Genomic DNA, 22,460 nt, shown 5'->3' on the forward strand with positions numbered 1-22,460 from the left:
TCTATACAAATATATACTAATTTATTTAGTTATAAACAATTTTAAAAGATAGTCATGAAAAAATTTGTGTACATCGTAACCGACAGAAACCGTACAAGTTTACATGTAGGGATGAGTTCTAATCTGATTAAGACCCTGGAATTCTATAAGCAAATGCCTTGTTTGTTTTTTGACAGCGGGCAGCAGCTGACGAGGCTTGTTTATTTCGAGGAGCTGAAAACAGAAGCCCAGGCTTTGAGCCGGTTCAAGCTGATCAGCAGGTTTACGCGTATGCAAAAGGAGCGGCTGGTAAGGTCTTGTAATCCTGACTGGGTGGATCTAACGATAGGTCTGGATTTTGAGCACATCACTTCGGGGAAGAAGATGATCAACCAGGTGAACCTGTCGTTTAACATGCTTTCTTAAAATAGCAACACCTGTATAAGTTTCTTTATACAGGTGTTAAAAGATATGCTCTCAACCCGCCATTAACGCTCTCTACACGCGCTCAGCGCTCTCAGTTTTTAGTTTTTTTAGCAGGCTCTCCGCTCTCAACGGAGAGCTTTTTTTACCATCCTGGTGCAAATGTAAGGCCGAATACACCTAGTGTTAGATCTGTACGCTGGAACGGAATGGCATAATAAGGCTCAAGTACAAAATATCCGAATACATTTACCCTTAAAGACATACCTACGCTCATTGCAGGTACGCGTTCTTTCGGATTTGTTGGCTGATTTTTGAATACAACTTTAGAATCTTCATTCCAGGCCAAACCGGCATCAAAGAACAGGTTCAGATCTGTAAACAGGAATTTCGAAGGAATTGCCGATAATTTTTTAGGGCCGGTAAAAGGAAGCCGAAGTTCAAAATTGAACACGGCTATTTTATTTCCGGACAATTGATTGATGTCAAATCCATTGGCTGAACTGTTCCGGGTATTGTACAGCGAGTTTGCCTCATAACCCCTGATCAGATAAGGATAACCTACGTATAAGGGGTAAAGATTTTCTCCGTCTTTACCAATTCTCTGGTAGTTATAGCTTCTTGCAGCAATGGTGATGGGTTTTAGGCGCCAGTATTTTCTAAGGTCTACTGTAACCGCAGAGAATTGGTAATCGCCAAAATACTGTTCTATGCCAACCCTATACCTGAAACCATCAAGAGGAGAGGTGATGCCATTTATAGAATTATCGCCTACAAAAGAGGCATTGGCCTGGAAGATGCTGAAGCTTTTTAATGGAACACCTATATCATTAGTCGCTTCACTTAGAGGGACTTTTCTTTTGTCGGAAGTGATGTAATAGCCCGGGTAGCCATTGATATTTTCATAATAATTGCTGATGCGGTCTACCCGATAGCTGTAACGTGAAACTGCTCCGCCCATTTCAAACCTGTGTACTTTGTTAAAAGGGTAAGCCCCAAATACCTGGGCCTGATCTTCAAAAGTTCTGATCAGGTTGGTACGGTCGTTAATTACATTAATTTCTGTGTCGCCATTTTTTAACTTATCCGGAACGATTTCCCTATAACCGGTAAGGTAAGGAATGTGTGAAAGGGCTACGCCCCAGTTGATTCTTTGTTGCTGGTTGATGTAACCCACCATACCTCCGAAGTCATAAATCTCGCCATTTACGGAAAGGTTGGCGATGATCTGGTTACGTCCAAGAATATCACTGAACATCCCAACGATACCGCCCTGTACACCCGTGCCAAACCTGCTGGTAGAAACCCCCACACCGCTATTGGCCAGGTAATCGAGCTTAAACTTAGGCCGATAAGGAACCAGGCGCATCGAGTCGGTAGTGGTTTTTTCGAAACGCTCAAAGTTGCCGAGGTTAGAATTTACAATGTCGACACCTATGGATTCCATTGGCGGCAATATGGCTGCGTCAAAATTTACAGCATTGGCATCAACAGGTTTCGAACGGAAACTGCTGATCGGGGAATTGTAAAGCGTATATCGCTGTGAACGGTAATAGCTGTAAACGATATCATCATTTCTGGAGACAGAGATTGCCGGAGAAAATTCGGTAATGCCACTGATGCCGGTAAAATAGTCTGTAAGCTGTTTTACGGTATTGTCGCCCAGGTTGTATTCATATAAATTCCTGAAACCATCGCGGTTGGACAGGAAGAACAGGCGCTTGCTGTCGCCCGAGAATTGTGCATTCAGGTTATTGGCACCTGGGAATACCGGGATGTCTGTTAAGGATTTGCTTTCTATATCGTATATGCTCAGGTTTAAAGCATGAACGGCCATATTGTTGTTTTTGGCCATAGATGCCCTGTCGGACGAGAACGCTATTTTCCTGCCATCCTGTGAATAGGCAGGGGCATAGTCGGAGTAGGAATCATTGGTGATCTGGGTAACTTTTCTTGTCTTAAGGTTATAGGAAAAGATGTCGCTCTGGCCTTGTACCATGCCCGAGAAGGCAATGTCTTCGCCGTTCGGCGACCAGGTCAAGTTGCCAAACTGGGCTACTTCACCCATTTCTGCACGTAAGGCGACACTGCCGTTGTCGACATTAACGATCATCAGCTGGTTTTTTCCCTTACTGAAGATGCTGAATGCAAACTGTTTGCCATCGGGCGACCAGGTGCCGGCAGATTCGAGGAAATTAAAATCATCAATATGCGAATTTGAAACCTGGCTGCTAAGCTTTCTGATGATCTTTCCCGTTTTGGCATCAGCCAGGAAGAGGTCTATTCCGAACAGGTCTTTCTCGGATAGGAACGCGAGGTATTTGCCATCCGGGCTGATAGATGGTGCTACATTCATATTACCTGCATTTTTATTGTCGATGATTTTCGTTCCGGTAATTCTGATCTGGGAGCTATCGGCTTTTAACATTGGACGATAATGCGCTTCAATTGCATTTTTCCATAAACCCGAAAGCGTCCTGTCATCGTAGCCAAAAGTATATCTCAAGCCATTTTCATATCCGTATTTTGCAGTTGCCTTAAATAGCGGAACTATGGTGGTATCGCCATATACTGAACCTACGAAGGTCCAGAATGCCTGGCCGTAACGATAAGGGAAATACTTATTGGAGTTGGTGAGGTCTTTTAAAGAGGGGATATCCCTGTTGAGCAGTGCGTCGCGCATCCACATGGAAGTAAAGGCATCTGTTTTACCTACAGAAAGGTATTCGGCCATTCCTTCAATCATCCAGAGGGGGATTTGGCTAATGTTTTCAAGGCCTATGGTATCTTTTTCCAGTAAAAGGTGGTATTGGAAGGCATGGACCAGCTCGTGACCAAGCACGTGCCTGGTTTGGTTATTCAGTTCCATTACAGGCATGATTACCCTGTTTTTAAAGGCCTCGGTTACACCACCCGTTCCGATGCCTACCTCGCCTTGCAGGGCAGTAGTTTGCTGGAAATCGGGGTGATTGTTGTAAAGGATAATTGGATTTTTCTTTAAAAAAGTATCCCTGAAAATTTCCTGGTGCATTTTGTACCAGGTTTCTGCGTCTTGCGCAAATTTCTGGATCATCTTTTCATTTTTCAGGTAATAGTAAATTTCAAAATGCGGTGTTTGCAGCACTTTAAACTTCTCATTGTTGTAGCGTACCCTGTTTTGTCCGAAGTATTGGGCATAGATAGACTGGGAAGAAACGATGAAGATAAACAGAACAGGTAGAAGTCTTTTAAGGAAGGTATAGCTTTTATTCATAACGCATATATTTCATTTAAATTTACGCAAAAAAGTAATAGCTAGTTTGCGGTATTTATATAGGGATAATGTGTGGTGTTATTGGTTATTCTTCTTTCTTTCCCTTTCTTCCTGGCGTTGTTTTTTTCGCAGTTCCCTTTCTTCCTTCCTGGTTAAAGGTACTTCAGGAGCGGGTTGTTTTATTGGCTCAACAGGTTTCTTTTCTTCTGTTTTTTGTACTACTGGCTCTGTCGTAACTGCCGGTTGTTGCTCTTCTATTTTGGGAACATCAAAGTTAGTGGAATCCACGGTCAGGCTATCGTTTGAAGTCGTATCCACTTCATACCTTGGGGTAGGGCAATTGATCTCACGGGTTATTTTGACTTTAGCTTTAGGAAAGGGGCCCATGGTATACCCTGTGCTTGGATCTTTGTATACCTTTTCCATGAATTTCGCAAAAACAGGAAGGGCTGTTCTGGAACCTTCCCCGGTTTCGCCATTTTTAAAATGGGCTGTACGTTCATCGCAGCCTACCCAGACACCTGTTACCAGGTCTTTGGTGATGCCCATGTACCAGGCGTCTACATAGTCATTTGAGGTGCCTGTTTTTCCGCCGATCTGGTTGCCTTTTTTCCAAAGGTCCCATTCCCATAGCGCCTGCGATGTACCGCCTGGCTCTTCCATTCCACCCCTGAACATGTAGAGCATCAGCCAGGATATTTCCTCGCTCAGCACACGTTTTGTTTTTGCTTTGAATTCTTCTATGATGTTGTCGTCCAGGTCGGTAATCTTTTCCACCAGGATAGGGTCCGTTTTTAAACCGCCGTTCAGAAAGGTTCCGTAAGCTTTAACCATTTCGAATACAGAGACGTCGTTGGTTCCTAAACTAACGGATGGTACAGATTCAAGGTGACTGTCGATACCGCAGTCGTGCGCCCATTTTACTACATTTTCCCAGCCTACTTTTTCAGTAACCTGGGCGGTAATGGTATTTACAGATTTTCCCATAGCCCAGCGCAGTGACATTTCCCGATAACTCACGCTCCAATCAGCATTTTTTGGCTCCCAGTATTCAGTTTTACCTTTTTCCTGGTAGGCAATTCTTACCGGTTTGTCGGTAAATTTGTCGCAGGGACTCATGCCGCTTTCCAGGGCGGCAAGGTAAGCGAAGGGTTTAAATGTTGATCCCGCTTGTCGTTTAGACTGGTTTACGTGGTCGTACTTAAAATATTTATGGTCCAGTCCACCTACCCATACTTTAATTTTACCATTAAAAGGATCGAGCGTCATCATTCCTGTATTCATAATTTTTCCATAGTAACGGATGGAATCCAATGTAGAGAACAGGGTATCGCGATCGCCTTTCCAGGTAAAGATCTTCATCTTCTTTTTCCTGTTGAAATAGGCTGTTATGGAGTCTGGTGTATTGAGATATTTTTTTTCAAGTTGTTTGTAGATGGGCAGATTACGCATGGCGCGGTCTGGATAATCCACTTTCTTTCCTTCGGAGTCTTCCCAGGGATCTTCATTTCCCCAAACGCTGTAAAACCGTCGCTGTACAATTTTCATTTGTTCCGCAACGGCTTCTTCGGCATATTTCTGCAGTTTGGAATCTATGGTAGTGTATATTTTCAGACCATCCTCATATAGGTCGTAATTGTTGTCTTTACACCATTTTTCGAGGTACTTATCTACTGCTGCTCTGAGGTAGGAATCGCCATCACTGCCTTCATCAACCCGGCCTTCTTTTAATTTGATGGGCACACTTTTGTAGGCATTCAGTTCGGCAGCTGAAATGTAGCTGTATTTGTTCATCTGAGCCAGGGCGACATTACGGCGTTCCAGTGCTTTTTGCGGATTTTTTACCGGGTTATAGAGACTGGTACCTTTTAACATGCCTACCAGCAGAGCCGATTCGGGAACATCAAGTTCATTGGCTTCTTTATCAAAATAGACGCGTGACGCAGTTTTAATACCGTATGCATTGTTTCCAAAGGATACCGTATTGAGGTACATGGTAATGATGTCATTTTTGGAGTAGTTGGATTCCAGTTTTACTGCAGTTAACCACTCTTTAAGTTTGGCCACAATGGTACGTACCAGCGGAATGCGGCTGAGCAAACCCTGCGATTTATTGTAACGGGTGCGGTAAAGGTTTTTGGCCAGCTGCTGGGTAATGGTACTTGCCCCGCGCTTGTCGCCCGTAGCCGTAGAAATACCGCTGGACAGCAGTGAGCGGAAATCAATGCCCATGTGCTTGTAAAAACGGACATCCTCTGTAGCCACCAATGCTTTAACCACACTCGGCGAGATTTCATTGAAGCTAACGGGGGTGCGGTTTTCTTTATAATAACGGCCTATTAACTTTCCGTCTGAGGTATAGAGTTCTGAGCCTACACGGAGGGTAGGGGTCTTGATGTCCTCATAGGATGGGGAATACCCAAATAACCATAAGAAATTGAGTTGCAGTGCACAGAAGAAGACGATGATACAAAAAAGGAATATGCTAGAATAACGGATGTACTTATTGCGAATTTCTTTAAACATGCGGGTAAAGATCAAAAAAACGTAAAACAGTTTGTGTTAAATAGTGTTAAAAGTTGCAGTGCAAATTAACATATTTAATTTACTTAAATTTTCATGTAAAGTTACAAAGGTTTTAAAAAGATCTATGCTTAGCTTTACGGGTATTGTTAATACAATTTGCAGGAACCTATGAATAAAGAGATTGAACAATTTTTAGCTGTTCCGGGGAAGAAAGTTTCGCTGGATGATTTTTCGACTACCTATAAGGGCGAAAACAATAAGGAAAAGGGGAGCGAGGAGCTGGAAGAGATCAAAACCAGGCTGAGTGCCCTTCAGGAAACTTTGTATGCCGCCGATTCTCATTCTGTTTTGATCCTGTTTCAGGCGATGGATGCAGCCGGAAAGGATAGCGCAATACAGCATGTGATGTCGGGCTTAAACCCCCAGGGCTGCCAGGTATACAGTTTTAAAACCCCTACATCTGAAGAATATGATCACGATTTTTTATGGCGGCATTATAAGGCCTTGCCCGAGCGCGGCCGGATCGGGATCCATAACCGCTCGCACTACGAAAATGTTTTGGTTTGTAAGGTACACCCGGAATATGTTTTAAATGAAAAGTTACCGGGATATGATAGTGTACAGAAAATTGACAAAACATTCTGGAAACGCAGGTATGAGAGCATCAGGAATTTTGAAAAGCACCTTACGGATAACGGGACGGTTATTGTGAAGATCTTTTTGCACGTTTCAAAAGAGGAGCAGAAGCAGCGTTTCCTGGACAGAATTGAAGACCGGGCAAAGAACTGGAAATTTTCTTCCGCAGACATCAGGGAAAGAGGGTTGTGGAAGGATTATATGAAAGCTTATGCAGAGGCAATTGAGGAAACTTCGACAGCGCAGGCCCCATGGTATATTGTGCCGGCCGACAAGAAGTGGTACGCCAGGCTAACCATAAGCCATATCCTGGAAGATGTATTTAAAAAGATGGACCTGAAGTTTCCGGTGTTGGCCAGCGCAGAACTGGAGAAACTGGACGAAATCAGGAAACAGCTGATAAACGAGCAATAAGAGCTTATTTCTTTTTGGCTTTTCTTTGCAGTTCGTAATCAAAAATTACCTGGCCTATGTTTTTCATAAAAGGGAAGCATACCTGATCGTAATCGTATTTGTTGTCATTATAGATGCCATCTTCGTTAGACTGGACAACGGCTGTTAAAAAGAACTCGACCTTGTTTTTGCTGTCTTTGAAGTAAGCATTGTCGATGATGAAACCATATGAATCGCCATATTTATTGTATATTTTCAGATCGGGGTTGATGGTGGCACCCTTTTCCCGGCCGTAATAAAGCATCTTAGCATAGGTTGGCCAGAATTCTTTAGGATCGTAGGCCGGGTAGTCGCTTTCCGTTGGGAGTTTGCTCATATAGGTATAGATGAGTTTGTAATCTTCGGGTGTCAGGTTAAACCTTTCGTTTTCAGAAAAGGCTTGCGGGTAGATGAGTCTTTTCATCAATGCCTGCTGATCTGAAATGCTGAACGCATTTTTGTTGACCAGGCTAAAGGGCTTGTTGACCAGCTTTTCGGCACTATCTATATACCCAACGCCCATAACCGTATTGGTTAAAGTAAGCGGGTATTCTTTAGGATCGTATTGGGCAGGTTGACTGTAAACCAGCTTCTGTCCGTCGTAAAATCTAACCGGATTGGTGTGTTTTGAACTTTCACCGGCATCACCAATAGCTAACCTGTTCAGGATGCGGCTATCGTTAAGACCGTATTTTTTTAGTTTCTGGTTAATCTCTGCACGGCCAATGAATTCAAACAGACGGTTAAATGCATCGTTATCGCTGGTGAGCAGTATTTTTTTGACGTAGTGTGCTATGGAGGGGAGCCCGTTTTTGGCGCTGGTATCTGTATTTACTTTGGTTTGTTTGGTATAGGCACTATCGGTAATCATGGTGCTCTCGGCAGTAAACTTCTTAACCTTCAGGTCGTTTGCCCCAATTTCATTGATCTTTTCCAGTGCAAAAATTACGGCAGCCAGTTTCACCGTACTGGCCGGGTAAAAATAGCGGTGGTCATCCAGGTTATAACTAAATGATTTAAAGCTGATCTGCTTTCTGGCATTGCGGTTAACCTGGGTGTACAGTATCTGCACCTGGTTTTTTTGGGGATGATTTAAAACTCCGTTAAAGAGGTCCGGATGCTGACGCATCAATTGTTCGATGAGCAGGGTGTCGGTTTTTTGTGCCATGGTATTCAAGCTAATCAGCAGCAGGATAGAGAACGTTATAGAGAAAGCTGTTTTTTTCATTTTGAAGGAATAATGACTTTAAATATAGGGATTAAAAAATATATCAAAAACGCTTGTTGCTGATGGACGGATTATTAAGTACCTTTGCCTCGCTTTTGGTTCCCGGCTGTGCCGGCCGGGATTAAAAGGGAATACGGTGCAATTCCGTAACTGTCCCGCAGCTGTAAGCTCTGTAACGGTGTTCAAATCGGGCCACTTTTTATCTTAGAAAAAAAGATAATTGGGAAGGCAGGATATCCGGGAGTAAGTCAGAAGACCTGCCAGAAGTGGTAATATTTCATAGCTTTCGGGGATTGAAGCTTGGAGTGAGTGCTTGTTTATTGTATTTCATTTCCTTGATCTAACTGTTTGCTGTGGGTAAAAGCTCACATCAAAAATGATAAGAAAATCAAATGCCTTTTATGGCATGAATTGTCGTTTATCTGTTTTTTTTAAAGCCACATTATGGTTGGGGCTTTTTACACCTCTGACTTTATTTGCCCAGCAGGATGCTTCGAAAGCAAAAAAAGCCGATTCTATTGATAAAGTGAACCAGCTTAAGGAAGTTCAGATCAGGACTTTAAAGATCAGCCGGCGGCAAACATCATCAACTCCCTTACAAATACTATCAGGCGAAGAACTTCAAAAGTTAAACAGTTTATCTGTTGCAGATGCCGTGCGTTATTTTTCAGGTGTGCAATTGAAAGATTATGGCGGGCTTGGTGGTTTAAAAACCATTAATGTGCGCAGTATGGGCACCAACCATACTGCGGTGTTCTACGATGGGGTACAACTGGGTAATGCCCAGAACGGGCAGGTAGACCTGGGCAAATTTTCGTTAGACAATATAGAAGAGATAGAACTCTACAACGGCCAGAAGAGCACCATTTTTCAGCCGGCCAAAGGTTTTGCCTCCGGGAGTTCCCTGTATCTTAAAAGTAAACAACCTGATTTTTCTGATGGCCGGACACAAAAGATCCGTGCAGCCATAAAAGGCGGATCGTTTGGATTGCTGAACCCTTCTTTACTCTGGCAAAGCAAAATCAGCAATCGTGTTTACAGCTCGCTTAGCGCAGAATATAAAAATGCACATGGGCGGTACAAATTCAGGTCAACCAATGGGGTGTATGACACTACTCAGGTAAGGACCGATGGAGATATTGAAACCATGCGTTTGGAGCTGGGTTTAAACGGGATATTGCCCGACAGCAGTAAATGGAGGGTGAAATTGTATGGTTATAGAGATAACCAGGGGCTGCCGGGTGCAGTTGTGGCGAACGTATCTAATTTTCCGCAAAGATTATGGAACAGGAATGCTTTTCTACAATCTTCGTACGAAAAAAATATAGGTAAATATAGCCTGCTCGCAACGGCAAAATATGCAAATGATTACCAGCGTTACCTCAACCCGGAGCGAATCAACATTAACGGATTTGAAGAGAACAAGTATCATCAGCAGGAAATCTATCTTTCTTTTGTCAATAAACTTGAAATGACGAAATATTGGGATATTGTGTTATCGGCCGATTACCAGTGGAACAAGCTGGATGCGGATCTCTATCGTTTTGCTTACCCGGTAAGAAATACTGTGCTTACAGCGCTGGCTACTCAGTTTAAGTTAGACCGGTTTGATATCCAGGCTAATTTATTAAGTACGCTTAAATATGACCAAACCAGGGAAGGACCGGGAGATCCCGACAGAAATGAACTGACACCTACAGTAATGGTTTCATGGCAGCCTTTTAACCAAAAGGAATTCAGGGTACGTTCGTTTTATAAAAGCATTTTCAGAATGCCGACATTTAATGACCTGTATTATACCTACTATGGGTTTGTCGTATTGAAACCTGAATATACCAAACAGTACGATCTGGGCTTTACTTACCTGAAAGCTTATGAAAACAAATTGCTAAGCCAGTTTTCTGTTCAGGCAGATTTATATTATAACAAGGTAAGAGATAAGATAATGGCGGTTCCTGCGAATAATCCGGTTAGATGGAGGATGGAGAACATTGGCCTTGTAGAAATTAAAGGCATAGATGTAAATATACAGTCGGCCTGGCAACTGGGGCCAGATTTAAAACTGAATGCCGGCATAAGCTATACTTACCAGCAGGCAATTGATGCCGACAAGAAGTCGGACAGCTACAAAGATCAGATCCCATATACCCCCTGGCATAACGGATCTTTCTTGGCTAGCGCTAGCTATAAAAAGCTGTCGTTTAATTACAGCTACCTGTATACCGGCGAACGTTACGACCAAACTGCAAATAACATTAATAACTACGTCTTGCCCTGGTACACACACGATGCCGCCCTTCATTACCATACAAAATTCAATAAAAAAGCAATGAGGTTAACGGCAGAAATCAATAACCTGTTGAACCAGGCTTACGAAGTGGTGACCAATTTTCCGATGCCGGGCCGTCATTACCGTTTTTCACTAACCTATAATTACTAGCAGCCATGAAAAATCTAATTGTCCTGATTGCGATCTCCATATTGATGGTTTCCTGCCGTAAAGAGCTTAAGCCGATTCCTGAACAGCAGCAGCAGGTTTTGCCGCCCAATCCGTCCAGCAGCATCAAAGGTTTTTACCTGGTGAATGAAGGCAATATGAACATGAACAAAGCCTCGCTGGATTATATGGATTATAGCACAGGCATATACCGCAGGAACATTTACAACCAGGCAAACCCGGCCGTGGTAAAAGGCCTGGGCGATGTAGCCAACGATATAGGAGTATATGGATCAAAACTTTATGTGGTGGTCAACGTTTCCAATAAGGTAGAGGTATTGGACGTGAAGACAGGCAAACGCATCACACAGATCAACATCATCAATTGCAGGTACATTACATTTAAAGACGGCAAGGCTTACGTAAGCGCCTATCTGGGTAAGGTAGGTGACCCAACAGCACCTAATGGAATTGTAGCGCAGATAGATACGGCCTCTTTGACGGAAGTGAGGCGGGTTGAAGTAGGCCGGCAACCGGAAGAAATGGCCATAGTAGGGCAAAAACTTTATGTAGCAAATTCCGGCGGTTACAGCCCCTCTGCGTATGAAAGAACGGTTTCTGTGGTTGATCTGAATACTTTTTCTGTGGTAAAGAACATCGATGTGGCCATCAACCTGCACCGGTTAAAGGCCGACCAGTATGGCGACCTATACGTAACCTCGAGAGGAAACTATTACGATGTTCCTTCCAAAATGTTTGTGATAGATACCAAAACAGACCAGGTGAAAAAGACTTTTGACATCGCAGTAAGCAACCTGGCCATTGATGGAGATATCGCCTACTATTACGGATCGGAATGGAGTTATGATGAGGCAAAATTTACGATAACCTACGGGATGCTGAATGTGAAAGATGAAACGCTGATGGACAGACAGTTCATAACGGATGGAACGGAGAAGTCGATCACCATTCCCTATGGCATAGCTGTTCATCCTATAACAAAAGAGGTATTTGTAACCGATGCCAAAAATTATGTGTCGCCCGGAAAAATGTACTGTTTTAGTCCTGCCGGACAAAAGAAATGGACGGCCACAACAGGGGATATCCCCGCTCATTTTGCTTTTATCTATTAAACCCTATATATCTTAAAAATGACATTCAACAAAAACAAACGAACCCACTTAAAACCGGCATTGATCATGATTGCCGCTCTTCAATTGTGCCTTACTGCCTGTGAAAAAAAGGAGCGTGCCGAAGAAGACAAGTATCAACCCAGGCCTGTAAGCCCCTCAAGTTCTAAATTTATCAGCAAAATATATGAGTATATGCCTGCACCCGGACAGTTTATCAATTCCGGACTCGGGGAACTGAAAGCAGCCGAAGCGCTGGTTGGTAAAGCGCGGGAAGGATTGGTATCCTTAGGCGGATTTGGCGGATACCTGATTTTTGGGTTTGACCACTCAATAGCGAATAAGGAAGGTGCTGATCTGGGGATTTATGGAAACCCGCTTACTGGTGAGGGAATGGAATGGTCGGAGCCCGGAGTTGTAATGGTGATGCAGGATTTGAATGGAAATGGTTTACCTGATGACGGCGAATGGTTTGAACTCGCAGGCAGTGAATACAACAAAACTGAGACAATTAAAAATTATACGATCACGTATTATAACCCAAAAAATAAGACCGATGACATCAGATGGAAGGATAACCAGGGTAAAGAGGGGTATGTTTTACGCAATGCCTTTCACAGCAATGCTTATTATCCGGAGTGGATTAAAGATCAGGACCAGCTGAGTTTTAGTGGTACTTTGCTCAAAAACACCTTGGCCACCGGTAGTATCATTACCAATAAACCACTGGAGTGGGGGTATACTGATAACGGTTCTGCGGACTATAAAGGCCTGATGGAAAATACCGGTGCAGGCTACAATTCTTTTGATATTTCCTGGGCTGTGAATGCGCAGGGCAAAACCGTACAGCTTACACATATTGATTTTGTAAAGATCTATACCGGGCAAAATTCCAATGGAAACCCTTTTGAACCGGACAGGAACAACCCGCGGGCCAGGTTCCTGGGAGAGGTTTCTACAGAAGTAGGGGGGGCTGTTGACATCAGTTTACACTTAAAGAAATAATAAATAAACAGATAATAAAAACCACAGGGCAGAGTTACTTTATTTAGCTTTGCCTTGCCAAAAAACAACATGATGAACAAACTAAACTTATTTACACTTGCAGGATTACTTTTGGCATTCAGTGCCTGTAAAAAAGAAAAATTGCCACCAATTGACCCGCAGCCGAATGCAACAACAGGGGTGTATGTGCTGTGTGAAGGACCGTTTGGTCAGAAAAATAAGAGTACGATTACCTATTACGAAATTGCTACAAAAGCTATAGAAAAGGATTATTTTAAAAAACAGAACGGAATTGACCTGGGAACTGGGGCCAGTGCTTTAAAACAATATGGCAGTAAAATGTATTGTATGGTTACGGGCGATAATTCAACAGCAAAAGATGCTTATGTTGAAGTAATCAGCATTGCAACGGGAAAATCAATTAAACGAATTCCATTTTATAATGATACCAAGGATTTTTCTCCAAGAAATGTTGCCTTCTATAAAGGTAAAGCTTATATTTCCTGCTACGACGGCTTCGTTACGAAAGTGGATACGGCAAGTTTAAATATTGAAGCCAGATTGGACGCTGGTGGTGCTATGGAAGAAATGGCCATTGTAAACAACAAACTTTATATTACCAATTCTTTGCATCCATATGTAAGCAATCCAATTAACTCATCTGTTTCAGTAGTTGATTTAAATAGCTTTACAAAATTGAAAGAAATTGCGGTTAGTTTTAACGCGAATAAAATAGCTGCTACCGCAACAGGCGACTTATTTGTAATAACAAGAGGACAGTATTTGCCTTTCGTGGCTCCGGCTTTTGAGAAACTAAGCAGTGTGTCGGATAGTAAAATCCAGACTTATGCTTACGATTTAAATGCCATTACTGTAGCGGGTACAAAGGCATTCGTGATTACCGGGGATTATCCGTCAGCATTAAAGACGTTTAACATTACAAATGCTACCATAGGTGCCGATTTTATAACAGATGGAACTACTTTGAGCAATGTGTATGGGGTTACTGTTGATCCACTTACAAATGATGTTTACGTGGCCGATGCAACCGATTATTCAACTGATGGCAACTTTTTTTGTTTTGCAGCCGATGGTAAAAAGAAGTTTGAATTCGCTACGGGAACAATTCCTCAAAACGCCGTGTTCAAATACAGCTATAAATAACATTTAAAATAGATACACCCCATGAAAGCTAAGCATTACCTGGTATTATCCATACTCTTCGCGCTCGTTTTAACGCTGTTTGCCGCCTGTAAAAAGGATAAGGAAACATCAGAAGCACCTGTGGTGCAGCTGACCGTTGAAGGGACGGTGCTGAATATCAAGGTAAATGAGATGATTGCTTTTTCGGCTTTAAATGTAAACGGCAAGGCCTATGAGCAGGAGTGGAAGCTGGACGGGGAAATACAGGGGAATGGTTCTGATTACGTGTTTAGTCCGATACAATCGGGGATTTATACGATAGATTACCGGGCAAGAAATAGCGGGGGAGAGTTTGTGTGGAGTTATACGGTAAATGTTGGGCTGCCCAATATCCCGGTAACACCTGGCAGCAGCGCCTATGTAAAAAAGGTATTTGACTATTTACCGGGGCCGGGGCAGTTTGTTAACCGGACTTCGGGTACCCTTACTGCAGCGAAAAGCCTGGAAGGAAAGTCGGGCCTGGTATCCTTAGGCGCCTGGGGAGGTTATATTGTACTTGGTTTCGATCATACGGTAATCAACGAAAGCAGCAAAGACGACCTGATTGTTTTTGGTAACCCATTGGCCGATTTTGCAGAACCCGGAATTGTATGGGTGATGAAAGATGCGAACGGAAATGGCTTGCCGGATGATACCTGGTACGAAATAAAAGGCAGCGAATACAACCAGCCCGGTTATGTTCGTGATTATGAGGTAACTTATACCAAGCCGGCTGCGGGTGGTGGCCCGGTGGCCTGGAGAGATAATAAAGGGAACAGCGGTACGGTGAATATGGGTACTAAGGTTCAGGGCTACCCTTCATGGATCACTGGAAACGAATATACCCTGAGAGGTTCACTATTGCCATCCACAAACATCAAAGCGGGGAACCGAATAACCAGTATGCCTTTTGCTTTTGGTTATGCAGACAACCTGCCCGATGGTGATAAAATTGACATTGCAAATGCGGTAGACGCAAACGGGAAACCGGTAGCCCTCGCCGGCATTGATTTTATCAAAATCCAGACCGGTGTTCAGGCCAATATGGGCATACTGGGCGAGTTTTCTACAGAGCTGCTGGGGGTGTTAGACCTGGGGATGATCAAATAAAACCGATTGTTTTGTTATCCGTAGAAATAATATAACTTTGTTGTATAATTTAAATGAACATGTCTGGATCTAAATTTAACCCGAGTACCTTAATCTTATTACTTGTTGTGGTACTTGTAAGTATTTTCCGTGTTGCAGCGCCTAATTCTGATAACTTCAAGGAAATTGCCAATTTTTCAGCTGTAGGAGCTATTGCAATGTTTGGAGCTGCTTATTTCAGTAATCCTTTGAAAGCCTTTGGTTTTCCTTTACTGGTGTTATTGCTGAGTGATTTGTTTATTGCCAAAACATCAGGCTACGGCTTCTTTTATCCGGGCTGGTACTGGACCTATATCGCTTTCGTGCTGATGGGACTGGCCAGCAGGTTTATCCTTAAAAAAGTTAACGTTCAAAACCTGGTGCTGTCTACAATTGTCATTACGCTGATCCATTGGATTGTTTCAGATATCAGTCCGATGTATGTGCCAGGCTTATATCCACCAACATTTGCTGGCTTCTGGGCTTGTCTTGTAGCTGCCATCCCCTATGAGCTGAAGTTTTTATTGGGCACAGTGATTTATGGAGCGGTAATGTTCGGTGTAAAGGCATGGCAGCCTTACTGGAATGCCAAAAAGAGTGTAAGCATTTAATACATACTTATTTTAATGATATTTTAAAGGGTTATCTGGAAAGATGACCCTTTTTGTTTGCTGTACAGCTGTTAAAGTAGCACCAGGTCTTATTCTTTTAAAATAGCCGAGATTTCTTCGCCAATATTGCTTATTATATACTCAGACATGACAAAATTTAACCTGTCAGCATTTAAATTGGGTTCGTAAGGGGGCAAATCGCCAGCGGTAATTTCATCCTCATCAACCTGTTCCCAGCCTTCGCCATCTGCTTCTGGTCTTACCGCTCCTACAATCCCACCAAAATAAATTACTTTATAATAACCTTCTTTGGTGGGTAAAATGGTTAGTGTTACTTCTTTCTCACCAAAACCAACTTTAATATTGAATGGTTCCATGTTATCATAACAGAGAACACAAATTTTTGTTTTATAGGTGTTTACATAAAGGTGATGCCTGCGTTGAAGCCCAGCCAGCCTTTAGTGTTCCTGCCAAAACTGTGGTGATGCAAAGGGACAATATTTTGTTTATATCCCACTGCACTTGGTGTGCCGGAGTTATCCATACTGTAAATGGAATAGGCCGGGCCGGCAAATAAAGTAACGCCTTTAACGATCTGAACCTGGAAATTGGCCTGGAGACGGTTAAGTGTAGTGGCACCGTCCCAGTCGCCAAGGTATACCAGCTGACTACTAAACTCTGCGCTGGCCGACAGACGTTTATTGAATATAAAATCGTGCCCCAGTCCTAGTCCGGCAGTATATATTTTTTCATTCTTTGATCGGTTTGCCCCAGCCAGCAATATGGTGTAGAGTTTGGCATTACCTGTTTTTACAGACAGATTGGTGTTTACGGTTTCAGTAGTATATAAACTGATTTTGTGGTAGCCATGTTTTACAAGGTTTAACAAGCCTAAACTATAGCCCGAGGAGGTATCTGAAACATTAACAATCCCCAACTGGAAGCCACCCATTTTTTTTGCGTAGTTGAACAGGCCTGCGATCTGAACCCCTTTAAGATGCCTGGTGGTAATGTTACCCAATCCTGCTAATTGCAGGCCGCCTGCATTTTTACAGGCTATATTGGTAAGCCCCGCTATCTGTACCCCTTTGACATTTCCTGAAACGAGATTGCAAAGTCCGGCTACCTGGCTTCCACCTGCAGTTCCTCTTACATGGTTCAATAATCCTGCTGCCTGAAAGCCCTGTTTATCGCCCCTCACATCATTCATCAGGCCTGCAAACTGTAAGCCGTTTAACGAGCCTCCGGCTTCATTAAACAGGCCTGCAAACTGCAGTTTTTTTACATCACCCTTGGTGATGTTAAACAAACCGGCAATTTCGAAACCATTGGTACCTGCAGTGTAGCCACCCAATACGTTCAGAGAGAACTTATTGATGACCTGAGAACTCATAAGTCCGTGCGAGCTTAGACCTGGTGTTAAGGACGCCTGAAATGCACTGTTTGCAAAGAAATTGGGAATGTTTAAGCTCTGTATCCTTTGTTTGGAAGAAATGAAGAACCTTCCAATTCCGGAACGTTCTACGTCTGCAAAAACACCGGCAGCTTCATCATCATTTGGACCACTGTAACCTTCAGGTTTTACTTTAATGTCTGATAAAAAAATAAGGGTAGTATCCCGGTAATTTTCTTTACTGGCTGTGAGGGCTACCTGGCTGTGTTCGCCTTTAAATTTTAAGCTGAAATAACCGTTGTTATCTGTTAATGTAGAGGGTATTAATTGTTTTTCATATACGCTGGCCTGCCGGATTCTTTTACCAGTTTCCACATCTACTACGTAACCGCTGATGATGTAGAGTTTTTCTGCGGTGGTGATGTTCTCTGGCTCAATAGTGAGCCGATAGGCCGCATAACGCAGAATGATATATTCCCCGTTTTCCTTATAGTCGACTTTGTTCCTGAACAGCTTGTCGAGAATTTCCCTGACCGGAGTGTCTTTAACATCTACGTTAACGAGGCTATCCTGACTGAAAAGCGAACCGCTATAGGAAAAGTAGAAGTCGCCGGCCCTGCTGATCCGGTTCAGCACATCCGAGATCGGGGTATTTTTTATAGCTATGCTTACCCTTTTCTCCAGGTTATGCCTGGAAGGCGTAAGGGGCATTTGTGCGTTTGCAAATCCGGTCAGGATGAGTAGCGCCAGGGTGATTTTTAATTTCATTTTTTTTGTTTAGACAACAGGATCCGCTGTTCGTTACGGACAAATTTAAGACCCATAGTACTACAGATGGTCGTTAAATTAGCTTCCAGGGTAGTGTCTGCCTTTAAAGTAGTAAAAATGGTTTCTTTTTTTATTGCAGGGTCATTGATAATGATCTGCGCATGATAAGCTTCATTTAGTATTTGAACTACCCTTGGCAGTGGAGTGCCGTTTAAAACAAATTTATTGGTCCGGTAATAATTGTACAGCTCATCGCTGTTTTGCTCTTTAACAAGGTCATGTACACCCTTTTTGATCAGTACTTTTTCTCCTTTATGCAGGGTTATTTCCTCGCTGCCCATGCTAACCTTTACAATTCCAGTCTCTACAATTACTTCAGTAAGCTCATTTAAATGTTTTATATTGAAGGATGTACCCACCACCAGTACAGACACTTTATCGATTTCAATTACAAAAGGTTTGCTTTTGTCGTGTGCAACATTAAAGAACACTTCACCTTTCTGGAAATGCACGTTTCTGTTCCTTTTAAAATTGGAGGCGTAGCTGAGTTCTGCATTTTTATTCAGGGTAAGTTCAGAGCCATCCGGAAGCAGCTCTTTTGTTACCGCATTTCCTGCCGTTAAGGATTTGTAGGAGACAGGTACAAACAGGTTATAGGCCGACCATGCTGCGGCTATTAAAACCAGTACTGCAGCTACTCTGAGCCATTTGTAAGCTGGCTTTAAAGGTCTTACTATAGGTTCGTTAATGTTTTTTTGTGCTGCTTTTTGCTTAAACCTTCTCCAGGCCTCGTTTTCATCAACAGGACTATTCGCAGATAGCTTTTTACTACTGTTCCATATTTTTTCAAACTGTTCAAAATAGTCTTTATTGGAAGCTGAGGCATTTAACCAGGTTTGCACGGTGATGCTTTCCTCTTCACGAGTTTCATTTAAAAGAAACTTTATCAATAATTCATCAGTCATGTGCTTTCTAATTAAAAAAATCCTTGTAATACATCAGGCCTAATAAAATGAGCGTAAGGAAGTCGGCCAGCTTCAGGCGCATCATTTTGAGTGCCTTGCCCATTTGGTTTTCTATGGTTTTTACAGACAGGCCCAACTGATCCGCAATTTCCCGGTATTTTAATTCCTCAAACCTGCTCATCTGGAATATGGTGCGGCATTGCTCGGGCAATTCGTTTAGTGCCAACCCAATTTGCCGTTCCAATTCGGTGGTTTCTACTTTTGACGAGGCAGGTTCATTGTGGCTGTTCATGGTATAAGTAGCAAAATCCTGGTACTTTGTTTTAATTTTTTCATGCTTTAATAGGTTCAGGCTGTCGTGGTACACACATTTGTACAGGTAGGCCTTCACAGATGTCTGAATATTCAGCAGTTCCCGTTTCTCCCAGAACTTTAAAAACATATTCTGCACCACTTCTTCCGCGGTATCTTCATCTCTAAGTATGGCAATGGCATAGGCGTGCAATGCTTTGAAATGCGTTTTGAATAAATGCTCAAAAGCCTCATCGTCCTGCTGCAGGTTTATATTTTCTGAAATATGATTAGCTAGCTTCAAGTGATTAAATCTTATTCAAATATATCAGTTCAGGTTCTTATTCTCTTTAAAATTTCCATTCCGGTTGCGCTGTTGGTGGTAATCAGATCGATATACTGCACCTTTGGAAACCAGAAACTCCCCCCGTTAACCCTAACAAATACCCGTTTCAGCAACAAATTCTTTCCATCGTCTTTAATGTAGATGCGGTATTTATTATCAGTTTCTGATTTCAGGAGATACATGGGCATCTTTTTATAGGCTACCAACCTGATTTCGTATTCATCTACACCAATTGGTTTACTTTGTACACCGTAAGCAAACTTTTTTTCAATAGTCGTCAGCTCTTTAAACTTCTGATCTTCTTCGTATCTGATCCATGAGCCCTTTATGGGGTTATTGGTTTGTAAAGTGCCATCGCTGTTATAATTTAACTCATACACCACGGTATTTGCATCAGGGTCACGTTGCAGAAAAAATAATAAATTACGGCCTTTGGGAGTCGGCAAACCGGTTTGTTCTACTTGTTTCTGTGCATATGAAGCCTGACTTAGCAAAATGAGCATGGTTATGATGATTAACATACTTCTTAGTAATCTTTTTCCAAATGGGGCAGGTGTTTTCAGGGACACCTGCCGTATTTTCGACGCCTTATATCTATATACGCTTGCAGGACTGGCAAAGATGAAAAAGAGCAGTTCTTCTAAACCATCGCTTTGTTTGATATTGTCCTGCATGTCTTTTTGCTTATGGAAATAGTACTGAACCGATATCATTGTTGTAATTTTAAAATTTAACAACTTTGCCTGAACCGCTGACATCTGCATCTACTTCCGGACTTCCGGTATAATAAACCTTGCCGCTGCCGCTGATCCTGGCTTTTAATTTATTCTGAACTTTAACCCTGACATCGCCGCTACCAGAGATATCTACCTCGGCTTTTTGAGCATTGATTTGCTGAAGATCTGCCTTTCCGGAACCTGAAATGTTGACCAAAACCTGATCAGCATCAAAGGCATCCTGCGCAGTTATATTCCCCGAACCGCTAATAGATACTTTTAACTCATCTGATGACGGAAAGGTGCCCTGTATGGTTATTTTTCCACTTCCGCTAAGCGATGCTTTCCTGAGGTCCGGAAGTGTAACATAGGCTTCAACATCATCGTGCTGAATACTGGCATTCTCATAACCCAGGTACAGTGTTTTATTGATGACATTGGTTTTGAAGTAGGGGATCAGGTTGTTGGAGCCCCTTAGTTCTACTTTAAATTCCGTTCCATAAGAAATATAGATGGTATTTGACCCGCTGGTGTTTATTCCTGTAAACTCCCCCGGTGTACGTGTTTCTGTTGTTTTATCGCCACTGGCCGTAAGCCTGTCTTTTGAGCATCCGATAAACAGAAAGCCGATTAATGTAAGGGTTGCTATAGATTTCATAATGATCGTATTATATAATTGAATGTTTGTGATTTTAGAATAAGTATTGTATGCCGCCGCCGTAGCCTACATATAAGGCCTGGAAGTTGTTGCCCCATTTATTTTCCCAGGAGGTGATGTAGCTTTTGTTTAAACTTCGGCCTTCAATAGTGTTGGTATTGAGGTAATTGAATGCAGGTCCGCCAAATATTTCCAGTTTTGGTGTGATTTTGAAGGCAGGCATTAGTTTGAATGAAGTTTTGAAGTATTCACCTGCTTTGAAGCTTTCGAGTCCTGTTCCTACGATCTCAGCATTTAAACGGAACCTGTTAGACTGGAAAAAATGTGCTCCAATTCCGGCCTCGAATGCATAGACCTCTTTTTTGTTCTTAAAGTTGTAACCCAGTCCTATGATTCCATAAAGTACTTTTCCGCCCGATCTGAAAGAAAGCATCGTAGTAAGCGTTTCATCGGTGCTGATGCCCAGACTTTTTTCGCCATTTTTTACAATGTTGATGATGCCGATGGGGTAGTCGCTGCTGTCGGCCACATTGATAAAGCCTGCAAGCTGTGCGCCCTTTACCTTACCTGCTATATTGATAAAACCAGCAAGCTGAGACCCCTTAACGTCTTTTGCCTTGTTCATGAAACCAGCAAACTGGATACCCGCATCCTTTTTAGACAAGTTCATAAAACCGGCAAACTGCGGGCCTTTTACCTCGCTGGCGATATTTGCAAAGCCCGCAAACTGTGCCCCTGTCACTTCCTTTGCGATATTGGCGAAACCGGCAAACTGTGCGCCCTTAACATTACCTGAAGCAAAGTTGCCAAACCCTGCAACAGCAAATGCTTCACCACCGCCATAGGTATTTAGAAACCCTGCAAACAATCCACCATTGGCCTGTTTCCCGATGTGATTGGAAAGGCCGGCAAATTGGAAGCCCTTGGTACCATTGCGGACTATATTGGATAAACCTGCAAAAGAGGCACCCTGTTCTGATGCAGAAACACCCGCCAGCAGGTGAATAGAAAGGTTATTCGTATCTAATGGTGCATGTGTACCGTTTGTACTTAAGGGATACACAAAGCCAATATGTATTTTTCCCGGCATCTTATTCTGACCGAAAGCGATAAGTCCTGTTGCAGATAAAAGCAGGCATATAAGGGTTTTTATGGTCCACACCTGCATGTTTGTTTTGTAAATTCTGAAGTTCATTTTTTGTCTCATTTTGAATTAGGACAACGAGATGAACTTTTACCCCTACGCAGAAGAAAAAATAAATTCAGTCCTTAAGCCTGGGAGCCATAGGGTCGTAGAAAGATTAATGACTTCAACAGAACAAATATTGCCTTATATTTGTGAAGAACGTACAG

18 protein-coding genes and 1 riboswitch are annotated in these 22,460 nt (G+C 42.6%); of the genes, 8 read left to right on the top strand and 10 right to left on the bottom strand.

Annotated elements, in window-relative coordinates:
- The first annotated feature begins 54 nt into the window (after positions 1-54).
- Positions 55-405, top strand: coding sequence for a GIY-YIG nuclease family protein (locus tag ABIE26_RS04915; protein ID WP_310139400.1), 351 nt, complete (start codon positions 55-57; stop codon positions 403-405).
- A 142-nt stretch (positions 406-547) separates the two neighbouring features.
- On the opposite strand, the gene ABIE26_RS04920 is transcribed toward ABIE26_RS04915, so the two are convergent.
- Positions 548-3,655: a basic secretory protein-like protein gene (locus ABIE26_RS04920; RefSeq protein ID WP_310139399.1), complete on the bottom strand. Its 3,108-nt coding sequence runs from the start codon at positions 3,653-3,655 to the stop codon at positions 548-550.
- A 78-nt stretch (positions 3,656-3,733) separates the two neighbouring features.
- Complete coding sequence (locus ABIE26_RS04925; RefSeq protein ID WP_310139397.1) at positions 3,734-6,181, bottom strand: penicillin-binding protein 1A; 2,448 nt, start codon at positions 6,179-6,181, stop codon at positions 3,734-3,736.
- Between the two features lie 168 nt (positions 6,182-6,349).
- Here ABIE26_RS04925 and ABIE26_RS04930 point away from each other — a divergent pair, with 168 nt between their 5' ends.
- The gene (locus ABIE26_RS04930) at positions 6,350-7,231 is read left to right on the top strand and encodes a polyphosphate kinase 2 family protein (protein WP_310139395.1); all 882 of its coding nucleotides are present in this window, start codon (positions 6,350-6,352) and stop codon (positions 7,229-7,231) included.
- Between the two features lie 4 nt (positions 7,232-7,235).
- On the opposite strand, the gene ABIE26_RS04935 is transcribed toward ABIE26_RS04930, so the two are convergent.
- The gene (locus ABIE26_RS04935; protein ID WP_310139394.1) at positions 7,236-8,477 is read right to left on the bottom strand and encodes a serine hydrolase; all 1,242 of its coding nucleotides are present in this window, start codon (positions 8,475-8,477) and stop codon (positions 7,236-7,238) included.
- A 79-nt stretch (positions 8,478-8,556) separates the two neighbouring features.
- Positions 8,557-8,756: riboswitch (cobalamin riboswitch) on the top strand.
- A 97-nt stretch (positions 8,757-8,853) separates the two neighbouring features.
- Here ABIE26_RS04935 and ABIE26_RS04940 point away from each other — a divergent pair.
- From ABIE26_RS04940 to ABIE26_RS04965, 6 genes are all read left to right on the top strand, one after another.
- Positions 8,854-10,917, top strand: a complete 2,064-nt coding sequence (locus ABIE26_RS04940; protein WP_310139392.1) for a TonB-dependent receptor — start codon at positions 8,854-8,856, stop codon at positions 10,915-10,917.
- A gap of 5 nt (positions 10,918-10,922) precedes the next feature.
- The gene (locus ABIE26_RS04945; protein WP_310139389.1) at positions 10,923-12,047 is read left to right on the top strand and encodes a YncE family protein; all 1,125 of its coding nucleotides are present in this window, start codon (positions 10,923-10,925) and stop codon (positions 12,045-12,047) included.
- A gap of 18 nt (positions 12,048-12,065) precedes the next feature.
- Positions 12,066-13,049, top strand: a complete 984-nt coding sequence (locus ABIE26_RS04950) for a PKD domain-containing protein (RefSeq protein WP_310139388.1) — start codon at positions 12,066-12,068, stop codon at positions 13,047-13,049.
- 69 nt (positions 13,050-13,118) lie between these two features.
- Entirely contained in the window at positions 13,119-14,213 is a 1,095-nt protein-coding gene (locus tag ABIE26_RS04955; protein ID WP_310139385.1) for a YncE family protein, read from the top strand.
- Positions 14,214-14,234: 21 nt separating this feature from the next.
- A complete protein-coding gene (locus tag ABIE26_RS04960; protein ID WP_310139384.1) occupies positions 14,235-15,341 on the top strand; it encodes a cell surface protein in 1,107 nt (368 codons plus the stop codon).
- A gap of 59 nt (positions 15,342-15,400) precedes the next feature.
- On the top strand, positions 15,401-15,970 hold the full coding sequence (locus tag ABIE26_RS04965; RefSeq protein ID WP_310139383.1) for a DUF6580 family putative transport protein: 570 nt from the start codon (positions 15,401-15,403) through the stop codon (positions 15,968-15,970).
- Positions 15,971-16,059: 89 nt separating this feature from the next.
- Here ABIE26_RS04965 and ABIE26_RS04970 read toward each other — a convergent pair whose 3' ends face one another.
- From ABIE26_RS04970 to ABIE26_RS05000, 7 genes are read right to left on the bottom strand one after another with little or no spacing between them, the layout of a single operon-like run.
- Entirely contained in the window at positions 16,060-16,347 is a 288-nt protein-coding gene (locus ABIE26_RS04970) for a hypothetical protein (protein ID WP_310139382.1), read from the bottom strand.
- Between the two features lie 41 nt (positions 16,348-16,388).
- On the bottom strand, positions 16,389-18,131 hold the full coding sequence (locus tag ABIE26_RS04975) for a hypothetical protein (RefSeq protein ID WP_310139380.1): 1,743 nt from the start codon (positions 18,129-18,131) through the stop codon (positions 16,389-16,391).
- Positions 18,128-19,096 (bottom strand): FecR family protein, encoded by a 969-nt coding sequence (locus ABIE26_RS04980; protein ID WP_310139378.1) that lies wholly within the window; start codon positions 19,094-19,096, stop codon positions 18,128-18,130. Before ABIE26_RS04980 ends, ABIE26_RS04975 begins: the two co-directional genes overlap by 4 nt.
- Before the next feature lie 7 nt (positions 19,097-19,103).
- A complete protein-coding gene (locus ABIE26_RS04985) occupies positions 19,104-19,691 on the bottom strand; it encodes an RNA polymerase sigma-70 factor (protein ID WP_310139375.1) in 588 nt (195 codons plus the stop codon).
- Between the two features lie 29 nt (positions 19,692-19,720).
- Positions 19,721-20,446: a DUF4833 domain-containing protein gene (locus ABIE26_RS04990; RefSeq protein WP_310139374.1), complete on the bottom strand. Its 726-nt coding sequence runs from the start codon at positions 20,444-20,446 to the stop codon at positions 19,721-19,723.
- Between the two features lie 10 nt (positions 20,447-20,456).
- The gene (locus ABIE26_RS04995; protein WP_310139371.1) at positions 20,457-21,107 is read right to left on the bottom strand and encodes a head GIN domain-containing protein; all 651 of its coding nucleotides are present in this window, start codon (positions 21,105-21,107) and stop codon (positions 20,457-20,459) included.
- A 34-nt stretch (positions 21,108-21,141) separates the two neighbouring features.
- Positions 21,142-22,302 (bottom strand): hypothetical protein, encoded by a 1,161-nt coding sequence (locus ABIE26_RS05000; RefSeq protein WP_310139369.1) that lies wholly within the window; start codon positions 22,300-22,302, stop codon positions 21,142-21,144.
- Positions 22,303-22,460: the final 158 nt, after the last annotated feature.

This window comes from Pedobacter africanus (assembly GCF_040548825.1).
GTDB classification, from domain to species: Bacteria; Bacteroidota; Bacteroidia; order Sphingobacteriales; family Sphingobacteriaceae; genus Pedobacter; species Pedobacter africanus_A.